The 18997-nt window shown below is 54.3% G+C and carries 19 protein-coding genes; 6 read left to right on the top strand and 13 right to left on the bottom strand.

Annotated elements, in window-relative coordinates:
• Positions 1 to 52 precede the first annotated feature (52 nt).
• On the bottom strand, positions 53 to 1246 hold the full coding sequence (locus HVZ37_RS11360; protein ID WP_054176221.1) for a zinc-dependent alcohol dehydrogenase: 1194 nt from the start codon (positions 1244 to 1246) through the stop codon (positions 53 to 55).
• Between the two features lie 39 nt (positions 1247 to 1285).
• Complete coding sequence (locus HVZ37_RS11365; protein WP_043000598.1) at positions 1286 to 2194, bottom strand: SDR family oxidoreductase; 909 nt, start codon at positions 2192 to 2194, stop codon at positions 1286 to 1288.
• Positions 2195 to 2572: 378 nt separating this feature from the next.
• Here HVZ37_RS11365 and HVZ37_RS11370 point away from each other — a divergent pair, with 378 nt between their 5' ends.
• The 4 genes from HVZ37_RS11370 to cydB all read left to right on the top strand — a co-directional run bounded on the left by HVZ37_RS11370 (position 2573) and on the right by cydB (position 5849).
• Entirely contained in the window at positions 2573 to 2758 is a 186-nt protein-coding gene (locus tag HVZ37_RS11370) for a general stress protein (protein ID WP_043000597.1), read from the top strand.
• Between the two features lie 92 nt (positions 2759 to 2850).
• Positions 2851 to 3348: a ferritin-like domain-containing protein gene (locus HVZ37_RS11375; RefSeq protein ID WP_043000596.1), complete on the top strand. Its 498-nt coding sequence runs from the start codon at positions 2851 to 2853 to the stop codon at positions 3346 to 3348.
• Between the two features lie 84 nt (positions 3349 to 3432).
• On the top strand, positions 3433 to 4839 hold the full coding sequence (locus HVZ37_RS11380; RefSeq protein ID WP_181627516.1) for a cytochrome ubiquinol oxidase subunit I: 1407 nt from the start codon (positions 3433 to 3435) through the stop codon (positions 4837 to 4839).
• Complete coding sequence (gene cydB, locus HVZ37_RS11385; protein WP_043000594.1) at positions 4839 to 5849, top strand: cytochrome d ubiquinol oxidase subunit II; 1011 nt, start codon at positions 4839 to 4841, stop codon at positions 5847 to 5849. The genes HVZ37_RS11380 and cydB overlap by 1 nt, the downstream gene beginning before the upstream one ends.
• A gap of 34 nt (positions 5850 to 5883) precedes the next feature.
• Here cydB and HVZ37_RS11390 read toward each other — a convergent pair whose 3' ends face one another.
• Positions 5884 to 6402, bottom strand: a complete 519-nt coding sequence (locus tag HVZ37_RS11390; protein ID WP_044257784.1) for a 2-oxo-tetronate isomerase — start codon at positions 6400 to 6402, stop codon at positions 5884 to 5886.
• Positions 6403 to 6864: 462 nt separating this feature from the next.
• Here HVZ37_RS11390 and ttcA point away from each other — a divergent pair, with 462 nt between their 5' ends.
• Entirely contained in the window at positions 6865 to 7800 is a 936-nt protein-coding gene (gene ttcA, locus HVZ37_RS11395; RefSeq protein ID WP_044267136.1) for a tRNA 2-thiocytidine(32) synthetase TtcA, read from the top strand.
• Between the two features lie 43 nt (positions 7801 to 7843).
• Here ttcA and dbpA read toward each other — a convergent pair whose 3' ends face one another.
• The 4 genes from dbpA to HVZ37_RS11410 all read right to left on the bottom strand — a co-directional run bounded on the left by dbpA (position 7844) and on the right by HVZ37_RS11410 (position 11911).
• On the bottom strand, positions 7844 to 9217 hold the full coding sequence (dbpA, locus tag HVZ37_RS11400; protein WP_181627517.1) for an ATP-dependent RNA helicase DbpA: 1374 nt from the start codon (positions 9215 to 9217) through the stop codon (positions 7844 to 7846).
• Between the two features lie 23 nt (positions 9218 to 9240).
• Positions 9241 to 9420, bottom strand: coding sequence for a hypothetical protein (locus tag HVZ37_RS23245; RefSeq protein ID WP_305764052.1), 180 nt, complete (start codon positions 9418 to 9420; stop codon positions 9241 to 9243).
• Between the two features lie 284 nt (positions 9421 to 9704).
• On the bottom strand, positions 9705 to 10688 hold the full coding sequence (zntB, locus tag HVZ37_RS11405) for a zinc transporter ZntB (protein WP_043000590.1): 984 nt from the start codon (positions 10686 to 10688) through the stop codon (positions 9705 to 9707).
• Positions 10689 to 10777: 89 nt separating this feature from the next.
• Positions 10778 to 11911: a methyl-accepting chemotaxis protein gene (locus tag HVZ37_RS11410; RefSeq protein ID WP_044257781.1), complete on the bottom strand. Its 1134-nt coding sequence runs from the start codon at positions 11909 to 11911 to the stop codon at positions 10778 to 10780.
• 665 nt (positions 11912 to 12576) lie between these two features.
• Here HVZ37_RS11410 and HVZ37_RS11415 point away from each other — a divergent pair.
• Positions 12577 to 13809, top strand: coding sequence for a sensor domain-containing diguanylate cyclase (locus HVZ37_RS11415; protein ID WP_043000588.1), 1233 nt, complete (start codon positions 12577 to 12579; stop codon positions 13807 to 13809).
• 44 nt (positions 13810 to 13853) lie between these two features.
• Here the strand turns inward: HVZ37_RS11415 and pcaC are convergent, their stop codons facing one another.
• The 6 genes from pcaC to HVZ37_RS11445 are packed head-to-tail and all read right to left on the bottom strand — an operon-like array spanning position 13854 to position 18917.
• Positions 13854 to 14243: a 4-carboxymuconolactone decarboxylase gene (gene pcaC / locus HVZ37_RS11420; protein ID WP_181627518.1), complete on the bottom strand. Its 390-nt coding sequence runs from the start codon at positions 14241 to 14243 to the stop codon at positions 13854 to 13856.
• Positions 14233 to 14997, bottom strand: coding sequence for a 3-oxoadipate enol-lactonase (gene pcaD, locus HVZ37_RS11425; RefSeq protein ID WP_043000586.1), 765 nt, complete (start codon positions 14995 to 14997; stop codon positions 14233 to 14235). The genes pcaC and pcaD overlap by 11 nt, the downstream gene beginning before the upstream one ends.
• On the bottom strand, positions 14975 to 16339 hold the full coding sequence (locus tag HVZ37_RS11430; RefSeq protein WP_181627519.1) for a 3-carboxy-cis,cis-muconate cycloisomerase: 1365 nt from the start codon (positions 16337 to 16339) through the stop codon (positions 14975 to 14977). Before HVZ37_RS11430 ends, pcaD begins: the two co-directional genes overlap by 23 nt.
• 9 nt (positions 16340 to 16348) lie before the next feature.
• Positions 16349 to 17551 (bottom strand): 3-oxoadipyl-CoA thiolase, encoded by a 1203-nt coding sequence (gene pcaF, locus HVZ37_RS11435; RefSeq protein WP_044257775.1) that lies wholly within the window; start codon positions 17549 to 17551, stop codon positions 16349 to 16351.
• A gap of 9 nt (positions 17552 to 17560) precedes the next feature.
• Complete coding sequence (locus HVZ37_RS11440) at positions 17561 to 18217, bottom strand: 3-oxoacid CoA-transferase subunit B (RefSeq protein ID WP_043000583.1); 657 nt, start codon at positions 18215 to 18217, stop codon at positions 17561 to 17563.
• A 10-nt stretch (positions 18218 to 18227) separates the two neighbouring features.
• On the bottom strand, positions 18228 to 18917 hold the full coding sequence (locus HVZ37_RS11445; protein ID WP_044257772.1) for a 3-oxoacid CoA-transferase subunit A: 690 nt from the start codon (positions 18915 to 18917) through the stop codon (positions 18228 to 18230).
• Positions 18918 to 18997 lie beyond the last annotated feature (80 nt).

An 18997-nucleotide genomic window follows, 5' to 3' on the forward strand; every position in this document is an offset into this window, starting at 1 on the left:
CGCTGCGGGCTTTTCGTTGTGCCATAACCGGTGTTGCTGATCAATCCACGCCTCAGACGGTGGCCTTTTCTTGCGTCAGACCAGGCACCAGAATCACTTTTCGACACGCCTCTTCACGCTTTTCAAATATTTCGTAACCCCGCGCGGCCTCTTCGAGTGGCATATGGTGAGTCACGATTTCTTCCGGTGTCAGTAGCCCCTGTTCAATGAGACTAAGCAGATCCGGCAGATAAGCATGCACGTGGGTCTGACCCATTTTGAAGGTCAGTCCTTTGTCAAAGGCATCACCAAACATGAATCCATGAATAAAACCGGCATACACGCCAGGGACGCTGACGATCCCACCACGGCGCACAGCGGCGATACATTGCCGGAGCGCTTTACCGCTGCTGCCTTCAATTTTCAACGTGCTCAGCACGGTTTCTGTCAGACTGCCCTTCGCCTCAAAACCGACAGCATCAATCACCGCATCCACACCGCGATGTCCGGGCGTGTTATCAATGATCCATTCTGCCGGATCGTCGTTTTTATCAAAATTAATCGGGATCGCGCCGTAACGCTGATGCGCAAACTCGAGCCGGTAGTCGTTATGATCAATGATAAAAATATGCTCCGCACCGTTCAGCCGGGCACAGGCGGCGCAGAGTAAACCCACCGGGCCCGCGCCAAAGATAGCCACGCTTGAACCCTGCCTGATGTCGGCATTCTTCACCGCTTGCCACGCTGTTGGCAAAATATCTGACAGAAAAAGCACCTTTTCATCCGGCAATGTATCCGGCACTTTGAAGGGGCCGGCATTCGCCTTCGGGACGCGGACAAATTCTGCCTGCCCGCCAGGGATCCCGCCGTAGAGATCGCTGTAGCCAAACAGCGCGGCGGGCGGCGTGATGTTTTTACGGTTCAGGGCTGCACCTTTACCGCTGTTGGTATTTTCGCAGGCGGCATATTGATGCAGATGACAGAAAAAGCACTCACCACAGGCGATGACAAAAGGTATCACCACCCGATCGCCTTTACTGACTGCCGTCACCTCCGGACCGGTCTCCACCACTTCGCCCATAAACTCATGACCAAAAATATCGCCATGATGCGTACCAGGGATTTTGCCGCGGTAAAGATGCAAATCCGATCCGCAAATGGCGGTGGCGGTCACGCGAAGAATAATATCGTCCGGCGCCTCAAGGCCCGGATCGGGCACAGAATCAACGCTAACGTGATGCGGGCCATGATAAGTGAGTGCTTTCATTCACATTTCTCCTGTCGTCATTGGCTGGCAAACCGCGCGTTATAAGGTCCCGGTGCCACCGTCTGAACACCAGACCTGACCGGACGTGTAGCTGTTCTCTGGTGCCGCCAGCGTGACATACAGCGGTGCGATCTCCGCCGGTTGACCGGGTCGACCAAGCGGGGACTGCGCGCCAAATTTCTCGATTTTTTCCTGTGGCTGACCTCCGCAGCACTGCAACACCGTCCAGTAGGGACCCGGCGCGACGGCGTTAACCCGAATCCCCTTCGGTGCCAGTTGTTTCGCCAGCGATTTGGTGAAGACGGCGATCGCCGCTTTGGTCTGCGCATAATCCAACAGGATATCGCTCGGTTCGTACGCCTGGACTGAGGTGGTGTTAATGATCACACTGCCCGATGAGAGATGACGAAGTGCAGCCTTCGTAATCCAGAATGTCGCGTAAACATTGGTCTTGAACGTGGCATCAAACGCTTCGGTAGTGAGATCGTCAATTGACTCACAGAATTGCTGGCGCCCCGCGTTATTCACCAGGATATCCAGCCCGCCTAACGCATCTACCGCCTGGTTAACCAGCGTCTGGCAGAAGGTTTCATCGCGGATATCACCCGGAATCGCGGCCACGTTCCTGCCTGCTTTTTTAATCAGTTCAACCACTTCACGGGCATCTTCTTCTTCATCAGGTAAATAATTAATTGCCACATCGGCACCTTCCCGCGCATAAGCAATCGCCACCGCGCGACCAATACCGGAATCGCCCCCGGTGATTAAGACTTTCTTGCCGTTAAGCCTGCCGCTCCCTTGATAGCTCTCTTCGCCATGATCGGGACGGGGCTGCATTTTACTGGCAAGTCCTGGAAAAGGTTGTTTTTGGTGCGGAAATGGCGGAGCCGGAAAATGCTCAGAATGCGTTTTATTGGTGATCTGCTTTTGATTATTCTGGTCAGCCATGCGTTTACCTCTCGTTATTTTTCCTACGGACTTTTAAGCGTAGAACAAAATTGGCGAGAAGGTTCTCAAAGCCGTCTGAGTGATTAATTTTCGGTCATTCAAACGCCGCCTCTTAATGAATACTGTTTTATTCTGAAGACTATTTTTTTAATCGCCCTGCGCTCAGACAGTTACATACCAACATTTACAAAACCCCCATAAAATAAGCGAGGCGGGTGTTTTCGATAATATATTGAAAAGTAACCCGTCAATTTTTTCTGATTTTTTGTGGAAATTTGACTCCTCGCGGATAGCCGCTAACTTTAAGCCCTGAACAACGACGGATACAAATTACATTTTTGTATCTGACTGACATAACCGATATACAAGAGGTGAGATATGGCAGAGCATCGTGGTGGTTCCGGTAATTTCGCAGAAGACCGTGATAAAGCATCTGAAGCGGGTAAAAAAGGCGGTCAGCACAGCGGCGGGAACTTCAAAAACGATCCGCAGCGTGCATCCGAAGCAGGAAAAAAAGGCGGTCAGAACAGCCATAGTGGCGGACGTAAGTCTGATAACTCCTGATTGTAAGACTGCTTTAGCCTTTAATAAATAAAGTGTCCTGCGGGTCTGTCTGTAGACTCGCAGTTATTTTTTCTGAACCGGGAGAGGATGTTATGAATATGAAAACGCTCGAGGATGTTTTCATCCATTTACTTTCAGACACCTATAGCGCGGAAAAACAATTAACCCGTGGTCTGGCGAAACTGGCCCGCGCGGCCTCTGACGAAAAACTCAGCGCCGCGTTTAATGCGCACCTGGAAGAAACTCAAGGGCAAATTGCGCGTATAGACCAGATAATCGAACAGGAACCGAAGATTAAGATTAAACGCATGAAATGCGTAGCGATGGAAGGCTTAATTGAAGAAGCCAATGAGGTCATCGAAAGTACAGAAAAAAATGAAGTTCGCGATGCTGCATTAATTGCGGCCGCCCAAAAAGTTGAGCACTATGAAATTGCCAGTTACGGCACGCTGGCAACCCTCGCCGAACAGTTGGGCTATCCCGCCGCGGTAAAACTTCTGGCGCAAACGCTTGAAGAAGAAAAAGAAACCGATTTGAAATTAACTGACCTGGCGGTCGGTAATATCAATAAAAGTGCGGAGAAACGATAACCGCGCCGAGGTTATTGGTTGGTAAGAAAAAACAGTTTTGTTGCGCTCTGCTTATGGCAGCGCTTTGTCATGGGGTAGCATACCGTGCCTGAACTTGATGCTTTTCATCTGGCCCGTTTTCAGTTCGCCTTCACTGTCTCTTTTCACATTCTTTTCCCGGCGATTACCATCGGGCTGGCCAGCTATCTGGTGGTACTGGAAGGAATGTGGCTGCGCACGCACAACAACCTCTGGCGTTCGCTTTACAACTTCTGGCTAAAAATCTTTGCCGTCAATTTTGGCATGGGCGTCGTTTCCGGTCTGGTGATGGCCTACCAGTTCGGCACAAACTGGAGCGGATTTTCCCAGTTTGCCGGCAGTATTACCGGCCCACTGCTGCTTTACGAAGTGCTCACCGCCTTCTTCCTGGAGGCGGGTTTTCTGGGCGTGATGCTGTTTGGCTGGAACAGAGTTTCTCCAGCGCTGCATTTTTTCACCACCTGCATGGTGGCACTGGGAACGCTGATGTCCACTTTCTGGATCCTCGCGTCAAACAGCTGGATGCAGACGCCGCAAGGTTTCAGCATTGAAAACGGTCACGTGATCCCGCAGGACTGGATGGCGATCATTTTCAACCCCTCCTTTCCGTATCGTCTGTTCCATATGTCGATCGCCGCCTTCCTGAGTAGCGCGATGTTTGTGGGAGCCTCTGCCGCCTGGCATTTACTTCGCGGCAACGACACGCCGGCCATCCGCAAAATGTTTTCCATGGCGATGTGGATGGCGTTAATCGTCGCGCCGATTCAGGCGGTGGTCGGCGATATGCACGGTCTAAATACCCTTGAGCATCAGCCGGTAAAAATCGCCGCTATCGAAGGCCACTGGGCAAACGCGCCCGGCGAGGCTACGCCGCTCTTGCTGTTTGGGATGCCGGACATGGAGGAGGAGCGCACAAAATACGGTCTGGAGATCCCGGCGCTGGGTAGTTTAATCCTGACCCACAGTCTGGATAAACAGGTTCCTGCGCTGAAGGATTATCCCAAAGAAGATCGCCCTAACTCCCCTGTTGTCTTCTGGTCGTTTCGTATCATGGTAGGCATAGGTTTACTCATGATTGCGCTGGGTCTCTGTAGCGTCTGGCTGCGCTGGCGCCAGCGCCTGTATCAGTCTCGCCCGTTCCTGTGGTTTGCGCTGGGAATGGGCCCTGCCGGACTACTGGCGCTGTTGTCGGGTTGGGTCACGACGGAAGCAGGACGTCAACCGTGGGTGATCTACGGATTCTTACGCACCCGCGATGCGGTGTCATTACACAGCACGATGCAAATGGTCATCAGCTTGCTGGTCTTTATCATCGTCTACTGTGCTGTTTTTGGCGTGGGCTATTACTACATTTTCAGGCTCATTCGCAAAGGTCCGCAACCTGTCAGTGAACTGACGTCACAAACGGATGGCACCCCGGCTCGCCCCCTCTCGGCGGCAGAACCGGTGACGGATGAAGAGGAGAAGGCGTAATGGGTATCGATATCACCGTAATGTGGTTTGTCATCATTATCTTTGCCACGCTGATGTACATCGTGATGGATGGTTTCGATCTGGGCATTGGGATGTTGTTCAGCGTGGTTCACGACGCTGGTGAGCGTGACGTAATGGTAAACAGCGTGGCGCCCGTCTGGGATGGCAATGAGACCTGGCTGGTGCTCGGCGGCGCGGGCCTTTTTGGCGCGTTCCCGCTGGCCTATGCGGTGATCACCGACGCACTGGCGATTCCGCTGACAATGATGCTCATCGGCCTGATTTTTCGTGGTGTGGCCTTTGAGTTTCGTTTTAAGGCGACACCTTCCCACCGACCATTCTGGGATTACGCCTTTGCCGGCGGTTCGCTGCTCGCGACATTCAGCCAGGGCATTGTGGTGGGCGCGGTGATTAACGGCTTTGCGGTGACAGAACGCCGTTTTGCGGGTTCAGCACTGGACTGGCTCACCCCCTTCAACCTCTTTTGCGGCGTCGGCCTGATCGTCGCCTATCTACTGCTCGGCACCAGTTGGCTGATTATGAAAAGCGAGGGTTCGCTGCAAGCGCGAATGCGCGTCCTGACCCGTAAAGTCCTCCTCGCCCTGTTGGGGGTTATTGCGGTGGTGAGCGTCTGGACGCCGCTCGGCTGGCCCGCTATCGCCGAACGGTGGTTTACCCTGCCCAATTTCTTCTGGTTTGTCCCGGTGCCCATTCTTGTACTGGTATTGAGCCTGTGGATTTGGCGACTGAGCGCAGAGATGAACAGCCATGCGCGACCCTTTATTCTGACGCTGGGTTTGATTTTCCTCGGCTTCAGCGGGCTGGGCATCAGCTTATGGCCGCATATTATCCCACCGCATATCACGCTGTGGGAGGCGGCAGCACCGCCTGCCAGCCAACGGTTTATGCTGGTGGGAACCCTGCTGATTATCCCGGTCATTTTGATGTACACCGCCTGGAGCTACTTTGTCTTCCGCGGCAAGGTTTCCGGGGGTGAAGGCTATCATTGAGCGTCAGATCCCAGAGCGTGATTGATCACTGGGGTCAACGCCCCTCCCAGGCAGAGATCTCTTCCAGGAGCACTGCAAGGCTGAAACGGACTGCTTTTTCGATAACATCCTGACACTCACCAGAAAAAAGCTCGCGCTTTGTGACAATCTCGCCGCGGAGATTCCACGCAAACCAGACCGTTCCGGCGGGCGTTCCGTCTTCCCCACCGTCCGGACCGGCGTACCCACTGATGGCAATGCTGATATCGGTCCCGGCACGCTCGCGTATGCCCGTGGACATCTCTTTGACCGTCTGTTCACTCACTGCGGTATATTTTTCCAGCGTACTGGCCTGTACGCCGAGCAGTGTCTGCTTCGCCCTGTCACTGAAGGTAATAACACCAATATCATAAAAGGCGGCAGTATCGGATTCCGCACAGAGTGCCGTCGCCAGATTACCGCCGGTGCAGGACTCAGCGGTGGTTAACGATAATCCTCGGTCAATGAACACATTGGCTAGCTGTTTCGTGAGTTCGCCGGTGGTTTTCGCTTCGTTATAGGCTGCTTCATTCATCCTTCTTCTCCTTAGCTTTCATCAGGAATAACGGAAATATGATCATTACGCTCCAGAATGGCGTATTGACTTTTTGCAGGATCCGTAATGCCCTGATTCTGTCGCACCGTGACCAGGCTAATCATCGTCAGCGTCGCACCAGTGACAGAAAATCATTGCCTGACCAGAATTCAGAAGTAAGTTTAAGCCGTTTACCGTCGGACGTGTAAAAGGTGCTGGTATTCGTCGCCGTAATCCGTACCATACGCGACATACTTTTGCCTGTAGACTTCGCTCAACCGAAGCGTTCACGTCTTTTATTGCAAACCCGATGGGGCATGAAACGCACGCAGGTGGTATATGAAATTGACGTAGCCTGAATCGACGTATTGACGACGAGCAGACTGCCAGGCGAAACGCAAAACTGACACGGTGATACGCGTGTCGTGACATGCCCCTTTCCGGTGTTCGAGACAGTAAATAATGTTAGAAAATCAACAAGCGACGAAGAAAGAACAGTACAACCTGAATAAATTGCAGAAACGTCTGCGCCGTAACGTCGGCGAAGCGATTGCCGATTTCAATATGATTGAAGATGGCGACCGGATCATGGTCTGCCTGTCCGGTGGTAAAGACAGCTACACCATGCTGGAAATTTTGCGCAATCTACAGCAAAGCGCCCCGATTAGCTTTTCGCTGGTTGCCGTTAACCTGGATCAGAAACAACCCGGTTTCCCTGAACACATTCTGCCTGAGTATCTTGAGCAACTGGGCGTTGAGTACAAAATAGTTGAAGAGAACACGTATGGGATCGTGAAAGATAAGATCCCGGAAGGCAAAACCACCTGCTCTCTTTGTTCACGCCTGCGTCGCGGTATTCTGTATCGCACGGCGACGGAGCTGGGTGCGACTAAAATTGCGCTGGGTCACCATCGCGACGACATTCTGCAAACCCTGTTCCTGAATATGTTCTACGGCGGGAAAATGAAAGGGATGCCGCCGAAACTGATGAGCGATGATGGTAAACATATCGTGATCCGCCCACTGGCTTACTGCCGTGAGAAGGATATCGAACGCTTTGCTGAAGCCAAAGGCTTCCCGATCATCCCTTGCAACCTGTGCGGTTCGCAACCAAACCTGCAACGTCAGGTGATTGCCGATATGCTGCGTGACTGGGATAAGCGTTATCCAGGCCGTATTGAAACCATGTTCAGCGCCATGCAGAACGTGGTGCCTTCACACCTGAGTGACATTAACCTGTTCGACTTCAAAGGGATTAAGCACGGTTCTGACGTTGTTGATGGCGGCGATCTGGCATTTGATCGTGAAGAGATCCCGCTCCAGCCTGCAGGCTGGCAACCGGAAGAAGACGATAATCAGCTTGATGAACTTCGCCTGAACGTTGTCGAAGTGAAGTAATAGCCATGGGCCGGATCGTTTTCATCTCCGGCCCAACTCGGGTTTATTTCAGTAAACGCACCCGACAGGTTTTACCTTTAATCTTCCCATTCTGCAGTTGTTTCCATGCCTTATGCGCGACCGACTGACGGACCGCCACATAGACATGCGCCGGATGCACGGTAATTTTGCCAATGTCCGCGCCATCCAGACCCATATCTCCGGTTAACGCCCCCAGCACGTCGCCTGGACGCATTTTGGCTTTCTTGCCGCCATCGATACACAATGTCGCCATTTCAGCGACCAGCGGTGCAACGCGGCGTTGCGTTGGCGCAGGGACCCAGTTAAGGCGGATCTGCAGCATTTCAGAGAGAATATTCGCCCGCTGCGCCTCTTCCGGAGCACAAAAACTGATAGCCAGACCGCTGTTCCCGGCGCGCGCGGTACGGCCAATCCGGTGGACGTGCACCTCCGGATCCCACGCCAGTTCGAAATTCACCACCAGCTCCAGCGATTTGATATCAAGCCCGCGGGCCGCAACATCCGTCGCCACCAGCACCCGCGCGCTGCCGTTGGCAAAACGCACCAGCGTCTGATCGCGGTCTCGCTGTTCCAGATCGCCATGAAGCGCCAGTGCGCTTTGCCCGGCCTCATTGAGCGCATCGCACACCGCCTGACAATCCTTTTTAGTATTACAGAACACCACGCAGGAAGCCGGCTGATGCTGACTGAGCAACGTTTGCAACAGCGGTATCTTACCGTGCACAGAGGTTTCAAAGAATTGCTGTTCGACGGCGGGGAGCGCATCCACCGTGTCAATTTCGATAGCGAGCGGATTTCGCTGCACGCGACCGCTGATTGCGGCAATCGCTTCCGGCCAGGTGGCAGAAAACAATAGCGTCTGACGCGACGCGGGCGCGAAACGGATCACCTCGTCGATTGCCTCACTGAATCCCATATCCAGCATCCGGTCTGCTTCATCCATCACCAGCGTGGTCAACGCGTCCAGCGAAACGGTACCCTTTTGCAAATGGTCGAGCAAACGACCAGGCGTGGCGACGATAATATGCGGCGCGTGCTGAAGAGAATCGCGCTGTGCTCCGAAGGGTTGTCCACCGCAAAGCGTCAGGATTTTGGTATTCGGTAAGAAACGCGCCAGACGACGTAGTTCACCGGCCACCTGATCCGCCAGTTCGCGCGTCGGGCACAGAACCAGCGACTGCGTCTGAAACAGAGTGGCATCAATATGCTGTAACAAACCGAGACCAAATGCTGCCGTCTTTCCGCTGCCGGTTTTTGCCTGCACCCGCACATCCTGCCCGGCAAGGATCGCTGGCAGCGCCGCCGCCTGGACAGGGGTCATGGACAGATACCCCAACTCGTTCAGATTCTCGAGCTGGGCGGCGGGTAATACATTCAGAGTAGCAAAAGCAGTCACAATTTAATCTCACGGTAAACGACTCACAGTCGGCAGGCGCGTATCCTCGCAGATCTGCGGCTGTGATGCGACAACTTAATCGGTACTTCGTCGGGGGGCGGGTCGGGCATCGGCTGTGGACGAGGGATCGGATCGGGCACAGGAACGGGATCGGTGGGAACGGGATCCGAGAAATGAATGTCTTGTTGGCGGTGAGTTAACAGATGGAACATTTTTGCCTCCGGGATTTCATTGGCTCCCTTTCAGGGTAGTCGCTGAAAACGTACAGGCAAAAAAAAGCCGACTTATTTAAGTCGGCGTCGTACGAATCAATTGTGCTATGCAGTAATTCAAAAAAGGAAGTAAGACAATATGGAGCGCAACGCCCATCGCTTGACGTTGCATTCACCTGCAAGAGTGATATTGCCCCGAACAGGCATGCTATTTATTGACTTCGCTCAATCTTAAAGCCGTTTTTAGGCAGAGAAATCTCTTAAAACACCCGTTTTTACAACCATTTACTACGATGCAACCATAAAGTAACACCACCAATCAGAACCACTAACAGAATACAAAAGAGTGAAAAGCCAAATTGCCACCCTCCACCGGGTATGCCGCCGAGATTGACGCCGAACAGTCCGGTCAGAAACGTGCTGGGAAGGAAAACCATCGCCATCAATGACATGGTATAGGTACGTCTTGCCAGCGACTCCTGCATTACCTGGGCAATTTCATCCGCCATAACGCCCGTGCGGGCGATACAGGCATCAATTTCATCCAGCCCCCTGCCCAGTCGGTCGGCAATATCTTGCATCCGGCGTCGCTGATCGTCCGTCATCCACGCCAGTCGCTCGCTGGCCAGTCGCGAATAGACATCACGTTGCGGCGCCATATAGCGGCGCATCACAATCAATTGTTTTCGTAATAACGCGAGGAAGCCGCGCGGCGGGATTTGCTGATCGAGCAGATTGTCTTCAAGATCGATGATTTTATCGTGTAACTGTTCGATAAATTCACTGGCGTGATCGGTCAGCGCATCGCATACGTCCACCAGCCAACCGCCGCAGTCAACTGGCCCGGTGCCTTCCTGGAGATCGCTGACGACATCGTCGAGCGCCAGCACCTTCCGCTGACGCGTGGAGACAATCAGCCGTTCATCCATATACAGACGCATCGCCACCAGTTGGTCCGGGCGCTCATCCGTGCTGCCATTGATGCAGCGCAGCGTAATAAGCGTCCCTTCACCCAGACGACTGACGCGTGGACGAAGGCTTTCCCCCGCCAGCGCATCCCTGACATTATTCGGCAGTAGCGGCGTCGTCGCCAGCCATTGCGCGCTGTCCGGATGCGTGTAGTTCAGATGCAGCCAGCACGGATGCTCACGGCTGATCACATCATCATCTTCCAGCGGTTTCACACCGCCCTTGCCATCCAGCAACCAGGCAAATACTGCATCCGGCACACTAACTTGAGACCCTTTAATGGCTTCCATTTTGCCTCCCATACTTCGCGCTTTTCTGGTTAGTCTAGCTGTCGACGCATGTTAAGCAACCACTCATTCTCCCAATGTGTTATCAGGACTTATGAAAACCCGCGAGCGTAGCGCTTGTGCGCTGAGGGAGAAATCACTTCTGTTGCATCACTTAAACGGAACTGATGGGTTTTCGACTGGAGATCGACAACCTGTGATTTCAGTACATCCGACGATCCGGATAATTCATCCACCATCAATGCGTTACTTTGAGTAACTTTTTCCAGTTCATTCATTGCCTGGGTTATCTGATTTATTCCTTTTTCCTGTTCCGCCGTGGTGGTTGATATTTCATGCATCAACTGACTTAACTGCCCAGCGCCCTGGACGATTTCCTGCATATTCTTTTCTGTCTCGCCCACAACCGTTGCGCCTTGCTGCACATTTTGATGGGTGACGTCGATAAGCCCCCGAATATTTTTTGCGGCTTCGGCACTTCTGTGCGCCAGATTTCGCACCTCCGTCGCCACCACGGAAAATCCTTTTCCCTGCTCACCGGCGCGCGCCGCTTCGACTGCGGCATTCAGGGCCAGAATATTGGTCTGAAACGCAATATCATCAATCAGGGTAATTATTTCTGTCATTTGCTGGGTACAAGTCGTAATCGAATGCATGTTGCTGGCAACCTGAACCATTAATTCGCTGCCTTTGTATGCACATTGCATCGCGCTATTGGCCTGCTGGTTAGCGAGTCGCGTGTGGTCAGCGTTGTTACGCGTGCTGGCGGCCATCTGTTCCATGCTGGCCGCCGTCTGGATTAAAGAGGCAGACTGCTGCTCCGTTTTTACGGATAATTCAGCGCTACGGGCGGCCAGTTGCTCTGACAACAACAGCGCCGTCTTCGAGGAAAGTCGGATCTCACGTACCAGCGTCGCGATACTGCCGGATAAGCTGTTGATACCCGGAATCAGTCTCCCGGCACAGTTATTACCAAATTCGGGAATATAAACGGCGAGATTTCCCGCTGTCACCTGTTCAATACTTTTCTTTACGGTATTAATGGGTGTGACAAGATATATTGTCATGTAGCACCATAAGGCGAATAGCGCCAACAAAAAAATCACGTTCATTGAAATAATAACCGACAGCCTGACCGAGTACATTATTTGCACAGTGTTAATCAGGCCAAAGGTAAATAGCAGAAATACGATAATAAATGTTCTGACGCTAATGTGTTTTAACATTTTAAACCTGTTAGAGGTTAATATGGCAGGTCATATTTATATAGCATCAGAAAAGCATATATTCTTCTCGTTCCGCTCTCTGTCCAAACTTCACGCAGAGATCCATAAAATTTACCTTAAAGAAGGATATTGCCGATTAAGTTTACCTTATTCTTATTGTTCATCATGAGGTGAGGCCGCTTTCCCCTCCTCTCCCAAGCAATTCTACTGCTTAACAATTAAGTGATACGACACTCATCATTGATGAACGTTTAATCTGGCTTAAATGATTAGATTTCATAACGTGTTAATAAGCGCACTCGTGCTCTTGCCGCTTTTCGCCTCTGGACGTTAATGAGGTGGGCAAAAATTCCAGTAGCTGACCTTTCATTTCTCATGCGAATGGATGAATCCCTGCTAAATTTAACTGCACGACAGACATTCGATGGAAAGCCAGATGTTGCACGTATCATGGGCGCCCGTTTGAATCAGCATCTCGTTTCTTGTTGCGTTCATCGCTGCATTTGTCTCCCTCGACAGCGTGCGCGTGTAAAGTGGCTATTTCTGTGCGGCGAGGATCGGCATTCTGGCGCTTATCGGGCGGTATTACGCTTGGTATGGGGATCTGGTCAAGGCATTTCATCGGCATGGTCGCACAATAATTAATAAAAAGAACAGGATTACTGATGATTGCGCACAACCTGAATGCACTGGATTTATTAACACAGCCGGTCTGGATCGTCTCCCCCTGTACCGAAGAATTAGTTTTTGCCAATCGTATCGCCAGAGAGGTGATGCAAGGGTACACCTTCAGCCAGTTGCGTAAAGGGGTGTATTCCACCCATGCGCAGAATACGTTGCCGAACTATATTACCGATCTTCGCCGCCAGCGGGATATTGTCGAGATTCTGACGGTGCCCCGTGAAAATCATCAGGCCGCACTCACCTGTCGGTTATCGATTAACGATCTGCCAGGAACCGGTGAAGTCATTCTGTTCGAAGGCATTGATATCCCGGCGGTACAGGGGTTGAAAGCCAGCCGGTCTGCCACCTATCAGCGTAAAAAGCAGGGATTTTATGCCCGATTTTTTCTCACGAACTCCGCCCCGATGCTGCTGATCGATCCGTCAAGAGATGGTCTGATTGTCGACGCCAACCTGGCGGCGCTCAATTTCTACGGCTACAGCCTGGAGGCGATGTGCCAAAAACACACATGGGAAATCAATATGTTGGGTCGCCAGGTTCTGCCTGTTATGCATGAAATTGCGCGACTGCCGGGTGGGCATAAGCCGCTGAATTTTGTCCATAAAATTGCCGATGGCACCACCCGCCATGTGCAAACCTATGCCGGGCCGATTGAAATCTACGGCGACAGACTGATGTTGTGCATCATTCACGATATTACCGAGCAGAAACGTCTTGAACAGGAACTGGAGCGCGCCGCCCTGCATGACGCACTTACTGGATTGCTCAATCGCCGCCAGTTCTATCAACTGACCGAACAGGGGCAGATGCAGCATCTCACCCTGGCCCAGGACTACAGCCTGCTGCTCATTGATACCGATCGGTTTAAAAGCATTAATGACCTGTATGGTCACCTGAAAGGCGATGAGGTTCTCTGCGAGCTGGCGCGAAACCTGGAGTCCTGCGCACGCAAAGGGGATTTAGTGTTTCGCTGGGGCGGCGAGGAGTTTGTCCTGTTGTTACCGCGCACGCCGCTGGAGACCGCGTTGCAGTTAGCCGAATCCATCCGCGCGTCGGTCGCGAAAATCGGGCTTCCCGGCCTACCGCGCTTTACCGTGAGCATTGGCGTGGCCCACCGCGAACCGAACGAAAGTATCGATGAACTGTTTAAGCGGATGGATGCTGCGCTTTACCGGGCCAAAAATGATGGCAGAAACCGGGTACTGGCCGCCTGAGAAACAGCGTCCCCGACGACACGCACCGCCGCCGGGGGCCTGATTTACTTCCCGTCGGCGTCGCGCTGGTCAAAAACTTGCTGTGCCAGATGCAATGTCGCATTGGCGGCGGGCAGACCGCAATAAAGTGCCGAATGCATGATCAGCTCTTTCAACTCCTCACGCGTCACGCCGTTGTTGAACGCGGCATTGAGATGCATTTTTAGCTCCGCTTCGCGGTTTAACGCAATCAGCATCGCAATGGTTATCATACTGCGCATATGCCGATCCAGTCCGGGGCGGCTCCAGATATCGCCCCAGGCATAACGGGTAATAAAGTGTTGAAATTCTTCATTCAGCGGCGTCAGGTTTTGCACCGTCCTGTCAACATGCGCATCGCCCAGAACCGCCCTGCGTACGGCCATTCCCTGCTGATAGCGTTCTTCATCCTGCATATTGTCCTCCCAGAAACGATAACAACGCCGCGTTCACCGCACCCGGCGCTTCAATAGTGGATAAATGGGACGCCTTCACCACGGCCAGTACAGAACCGGCAATACGCTGGTGCATAAACTGAGCGTCGTCCACCGTGGTGACGGGGTCATTTTCACCGGCAATCAGCAGCACTGGCCGTGTGATCCCGGCAATTTGCTCACGCAAATCGGCCGTTGCCAGCGCTTCACAGCAGGCGGCGTACCCTTCGGCTGACGACGCGGCGAGTTGCTCACACAATGCGGCGACCGTTTGCGGTGCCGACTGACGAAAAGCAGGGCTGAACCAGCGTTCCGGGGCGCTGGCGGCAATCTCGCGCAGTCCATTCTGACGAACGCTTTGCGCGCGGGCGCGCCAACTCGCCTCGTCGCCTATACGTGCAGCGCTGTTAATCACTGTTACGCTCAGCACTCGTTGCGGCTGATGACAGGCCAGCCACAGCCCGGTGAGTCCTCCCATTGAGATCCCGCAAAAATGCGCTGCCGGGATATCCAGGTGATCGAGTAACGCAATCACATCCTGCCCCAGCCGGGCGAGATCGGTTGGCCCCATATTGTTCGTCGCGCCATGTCCGTGGGTGTCATAACGCAGCACTCGATATTGCGCGCTCAGCGCCGCAAGCTGTGGCGCCCACATCGCAAGCGTCGTACCGAGAGAATTGGATAGCACTACCACCGGCGCGTCGTCCGGGCCATCAATCTGGTAATTCAGTTCCATGCTGTTGTTCCTCATAACGTGCAAGCACGCGTTGCACAAACTGCGCCGCGCAGCCCGTTGCCGTGCCTGGGTCCAGTAACGCCACCAGTTGAGATTCATTAAGATGGGCCATCACCTGCGGCTCCTCAACGAGTACCGAATGCAGGGAATGACCGCTTGTCACCGCGCGATGGCACAGCCTTTCAATCAGATGATGGGCATCCTGCTTGCCGATAAACGCCGCCAATGCCAGCGTGACCGATTCCGCCATCATCAGGCCCTGAGTGATATCCAGATTGTCACGCATCTTTTGCGGGAAGACCTGCATATTCAGGGCGAGCGATTGGGTTTCCTCAATTGCGTGCCCGACCAGCATGACGATCTCCGGCAGAACTTCCCATTCTGCCTGCCAGCCGCCGAGCGCACGTTCATGCTGCTGTAACTGACTGTTGTAGAGTGTGGCCATCAGTCCCGGCGTTTTCTGCATGGCAGTGAGGATCGCCGCGCAGCTCACCGGATTTCGCTTGTGCGGCATCGCCGACGATCCGCCCCGACCCGCGACGGCGGGTTCGCTCACTTCCGCCACTTCGGTCTGCATCAGCAGCGCGAAGTCCTGAGCAAACTTACCGAGAGTACCGCCGACACCGGCGTACCATGCCCCCACTTCCAGCAGCCGATCGCGCTGGGTATGCCAGGGCGTATCTGGCAACGTCAACGCCAGTTCCTGCGCGAGTCGCTCTGCCACCGGTAGCGCGTTCTGCCCAAGTGACGCCAGCGTTCCCGCCGCACCGCCAAACTGCAGCACCAGTACACGCGGCAACAGCGATTGCAGGCGTTCCTGCCAGCGCAGCAGCGCATCAAGCGTACCGGCCAGTTTTAGCCCCCAGGTCACCGGCAGCGCCTGCTGCATCCAGGTGCGACCCGGCATGACGGTATGCTGATAGCGATGCGCCTGCTGAGCAAAGACCGCCGTCAATTGACTCAGCGCACATTGCGTGTGATTGAGCGCCACTCGCAATTGCAGGACCAGTCCGGTATCGATCACATCCTGGCTGGTTGCCCCCCAGTGTACGTAACGTGCGGCGTCAGGATCCTCACGCTTCACCCGCGCGGTTAAGTGTTGCACCAACGGAATGGCCAGATTGCCCGCCGCCCGCGCCGATTCTGCCAGTGCTTGTCGATCAAACTCCTGCGCATGACAAGCCTGGGTGATAGGCCCGACAGCCGTTGCCGGTATCACGCCGCAGGCCGCCTGCGCACGGGCAAGCGCGGCCTCAAAATCGAGCATCCCCTGAAGAAGCTGGATGTCTGAAAATTCTGCCGTGAGCGCCGTTCCGCGCATCAACGGGGTTAGCAAGGTCATTCCTGCTCCTTACACACGTTCAATAATCAATGCGATCCCCTGGCCGACGCCAATGCACATGGTACAGAGTGCATAGCGTCCGCCGGTACGCTGCAACTGGTAAGCGGCGGTCATCGCCAGACGCCCACCTGATGCCCCCAACGGGTGACCGAGGGCAATCGCACCGCCGTTAGGATTCACCTGCGCGGCATCATCGGGTAACCCCAAATCACGCATCACCGCCAGTGCCTGCGCGGCAAACGCCTCGTTAAGCTCGATAACATCCATCTGGCCAAGCGTTAAGCCCGTCTGCGCCAGTACTTTACGGACCGCTGGCGCCGGGCCAAACCCCATAATTCGCGGGGCGACGCCGGCAGTTGCCACGCCGACAATCCGCGCCAGTGGGTGCAGACTTTGCTGCGCCATCGCCTGCTCGCTGGCGATGAGGAGCGCACAGGCACCGTCGTTAACGCCAGACGCATTGCCCGCCGACACGGTACCGTCAGGACGGACGACCCCTTTCAGCCTGGCGAGCGCCTCCAGCGATGTCGCACGCGGATGTTCATCTTTGCCAAAAAGCAGCGGCTCGCCTCTTTTTTGTGACACTGTCACTGAAATTAACTCTTGTGCAAATAGCCCCTGCTCCTGAGCGGCAGCGGTTCTCAACTGGCTGCGCAGCGCAAACGCATCCTGATCGGCGCGCGTTATGCCAAACTCCTGCGCCACGTTTTCTGCCGTTTCCGGCATAGAATCCACGCCATAGCGGGCTTTCATTTGCGCGTTGATAAAGCGCCAGCCAATCGTAGTGTCTTCGATTTTCATGTTGCGGCTGAACGCATTTTCCGCTTTGCCCATCACAAACGGCGCACGTGACATGCTCTCCACGCCACCGGCGATCATCAGCTGTGTTTCGCCGCTTTTAATCGCTCTCGCGGCAATACCAATGGCATCGAGGCTGGAACCACACAGACGGTTTACCGTACTGCCCGGGACGCTTTCCGGCAACCCGGCCAGCAGCAGCGCCATCCGCGCCACGTTGCGGTTATCTTCTCCCGCCTGATTCGCACAGCCGTAAATCACGTCATCGATCGCCGCAGGATCAAGGCCTGGGTTGCGTTCAAGCAGTGCTTTCAGTGGAATAGCGGCCAGATCGTCGGCCCTGATGTTCGCCAGCGTTCCGCCGAATCGACCAAACGGTGTGCGCACTGCATCGCAGATAAATGCCTGATTCATCATAGTTCCTTATGCGCTTTGCGCCAGCGGTTCACAGCTCAGAGTCACCGGCGTCAGACGTTGCAGTTCCTCAAAAGACAGACCATTAAAAATTTCCCGGACAACCGGTCCCGAATCGGTAATGTCGATCACCGCCAGGTCGGTATAAATGCGGCTGACGCAGCCCATGCCGGTTAAGGGATAGGTACAGTGTTCAACCAGTTTGCACTCGCCGTCGCGGGTCAGATGGTCCATCATCACAAATACCTGACGCGCGCCGATCGCCAGATCCATCGCGCCGCCCACAGCGGGAATGGCGTCCGGCGCGCCGGTGCTCCAGTTGGCGAGATCCCCGGAGGCTGAGACCTGATACGCCCCCAGCACGCAGATATCCAGGTGCCCGCCGCGCATCATGGCGAAGGAGTCACCATGGTGGAAATAGCAACCGCCCTGCAACAGCGTGACGTACTCTTTCCCGGCATTAATCAGCTCCGGATCTTCTTCCCCTTCCGCCGGTTTTGGCCCCATCCCGAGCAGGCCATTTTCACTGTGCAGGAAAATCTCTTTTTCCGCAGGCAGGTAGTTGGCGATACGGGTTGGTAAACCAATCCCCAGATTGACGTATGCCCCTTCCGGGATATCCTGCGCTACGCGTCTGGCCATTTCGTCACGGGATAATTTCTTCATCGTTTACTCCTTAGGCCCGCAGCGCGGCGTGGGTGAGGTTTTCCAGAGAAAATACGCGCTGGACAAAAATCCCCGGCGTGATGACGTGCTCGGGATCAAGCTCGCCGAGAGGGACAATCTGATTCACCTCCACCACCGTGGTTTGCGCGGCGGTCGCCATGATCGGACCAAAGTTTCGTGCCGCTTTGCGGTACACCAGATTCCCCCAGCGATCGGCCTGATGCGCCTTTATCAGGGCAAAATCGGCGTTAATCGGGTATTCGAGCACATAGTTTTTCCCTTCGATGTGGCGGGTTTCTTTGCCTTCAGCCAGCGGCGTACCGTAGCCTGTTGGCGTATAGATAGCCCCCAGGCCAGCACCGGCAGCCTGAATGCGCGCCGCCAGATTCCCCTGAGGTACCAGCTCCAGTTCAACCTCGCCACGGCGATACAGGTCATCGAAAATCTGTGAATCCACCTGACGCGGAAAAGAGCAGATCATTTTGCGTACGCGTCTGGCCTTCAACAGTGCCGCCAGACCGACTTCACCGTTACCCGCATTGTTATTGATGATGGTAAGGTCGCGAGCCCCCTGCGCGATGAGCGCATCAATCAATGTGGTGGGTTGTCCGGCCGTACCAAAACCACCAATCATGATGGTCGCACCGTCCGGGATCCCGGCGATGGCCTCCTCCAGCGAAGGCACACTTTTATCAATCATCAGCTCGCTCCTTGTGGTGCGGATTTCGCACATTTTTGCGTTGTTCGCACAAAATGTGACCCACTTAACGAAGTCAGGCA

This window comes from Citrobacter sp. RHB35-C17, assembly GCF_013816795.1.
GTDB lineage: Bacteria > Pseudomonadota > Gammaproteobacteria > Enterobacterales > Enterobacteriaceae > Citrobacter_A > Citrobacter_A amalonaticus.